Here is a 1,878-nt window from a genome sequence, read left to right as displayed (position 1 = left end):
TCSWCACAATCGGGATAGGGGGGCGTCTCGCGACGCCGCCCCTCCCACACCACCGGACATACGGGTCCGTATCCGGCGGTTCAGCGGATTATGCGGGCCGCGGTGCCGCGACGGAAGCCAAGCCGAGTGAAGCGAAGAAGCTGTTTGGCAGGGCGATGGCAAGCGCGGGGCTGTTCGCGAGCCGCCAAGGGCCATGTGGGGCGCCGGCAGTTTGCGCTGCCAGATCCCGGCCGACGCCGCGGCGTCGCAGTTCGGCGAAGCGAGCGGGTCCGTACTTCCATTGCTTCCAGACGACGGCGCGCAACCGCCGCCTGATCCACCGGTCAAGCACGCGCAACACCGACGGGGTTTGACAGAAGCCGAAGTATCCGCGCCATCCGATCAGGTAGGCCGACAGTTCCTTGGCAATCTGCGCGAGGCTTTGCCCGCCCGTGCGTCGCGTAAGCTCCAGGACCTTCGCCTTGAAGCGGGCGAGCGCCTGCGGCGCGATGCGCCGTCGTGGTTCTTGCCCGCTGGTAAAGCTGAAGCCCAGGAACTTGCGAACGCCCGGTTTTGCGACCGCACTCTTGGCCTTGTTGATCTTGAGCTTGAGGCGCTTTTCGAGGAACCGTTCGATGCCGGCCAGCACCCGTTCGCCCGCCTTCTGACTGCGCACATAGATGTTGCAGTCGTCGGCGTAACGCACGAAGCGGTGACCGCGCTTCTCCAATTCCTTGTCCAGCACATCCAGCATCAGGTTCGACAATAGCGGCGAGAGCGGACCGCCCTGCGGCGTGCCCTCTTCCGTCGGGCTGACCAACCCTCCTTCCATCGCACCTGCGGTCAGAAAGCCGCGGATGAGCTTCAGGAGACGCTTGTCGGCAACCCGCTTGGCAACGAGCCCCATCAGGATGTCGTGGTTGACCCGGTCGAAGAACTTTTCCAGGTCGATGTCCACGACGACGGCGTGTCCGGACGCAATATACGCCTGCGCCTGCTCCACCGCCTGATGCGCCGAGTGCTGCGGCCGGAAGCCGTAGCTCGTCTCGGAGAACGTTCCGTCCCAGTCAGCTTGCAACACCTGCATGACCGCCTGCTGGGTCAGGCGGTCGAGCACCGTCGGGATGCCGAGCAGCCGCACGCCGCCCGACGCCTTCGGTATCTCCACCCGCCGCACCGGCTGCGGCCTGTAAGTGCCATCAAGCAACTGAGCCCGGATCGTAGGCCAATGCTCCTTCAGGTAGGCCGGCAGGTCATCGACGCTCATGCCGTCGATGCCTGCCGCGCCCTTGTTGCGCTTTACTTGCGCCAACGCTCTCTTCAGATTCTCACGCTCGACTACTGCTTCCATCGTCGGCTCTGCGACCGCCGGGCGTTCGAGACTGGCTTTCGCCGCACGTGCTTCGGGCTCTTGGGCGGCGGCGCTTGCGGTTTCACCGCTTGCTCCGGTTCCCAAGTTCAGTTCGATCTGATGCTTCTGCCGCATGGCTCGCGCGAGATAGACCGTTCTACTAACCGCTTCCACCGTTCGGGCCTTCGGCGGCGCGCTGCCGCCTACTATGCCCTCGGCTGACTTCTGCGCTGCGATCAGATCGCCTTACGACGATCTCAGTCCCGTTGCCGTGACACAGTGCAGACCTCCCGAGGTAAGATCGACCGCCTTCACCGCACGCCCGCCGGATTTACCACCCCGACCTTTGATGACCATGGACTTCGCGATCAGTTGCTCGCTCGTCCGGCCGGGTAGGCCTCGTTATCCGGTGTTTGTCCATCGGGCCGCGGCTTTGCTCCACGCTTTCTTCAGACCCCACCTCGCGATGACGCCCTTGCGCTTCGCTAATCCTTCACCGCCATCAGGCTGGATAGAGGACTTCCACCTCCAAGCTGTCGCTCATACTC

1 protein-coding gene is annotated in these 1,878 nt (G+C 64.1%); it reads right to left on the bottom strand.

What is annotated here, in order from left to right:
* Positions 1 to 88: 88 nt before the first annotated feature.
* Positions 89 to 1,465: a group II intron reverse transcriptase/maturase gene (ltrA, locus tag AC629_RS44185; RefSeq protein WP_084810807.1), complete on the bottom strand. Its 1,377-nt coding sequence runs from the start codon at positions 1,463 to 1,465 to the stop codon at positions 89 to 91.
* Positions 1,466 to 1,878: the final 413 nt, after the last annotated feature.

The organism is Bradyrhizobium sp. NAS80.1 (genome assembly GCF_001908205.1).
GTDB lineage: Bacteria > Pseudomonadota > Alphaproteobacteria > Rhizobiales > Xanthobacteraceae > Bradyrhizobium.
The sequence above is the reverse complement of the archived record's forward strand: the minus strand, read 5'-3'. Positions and strand labels throughout refer to the sequence as shown.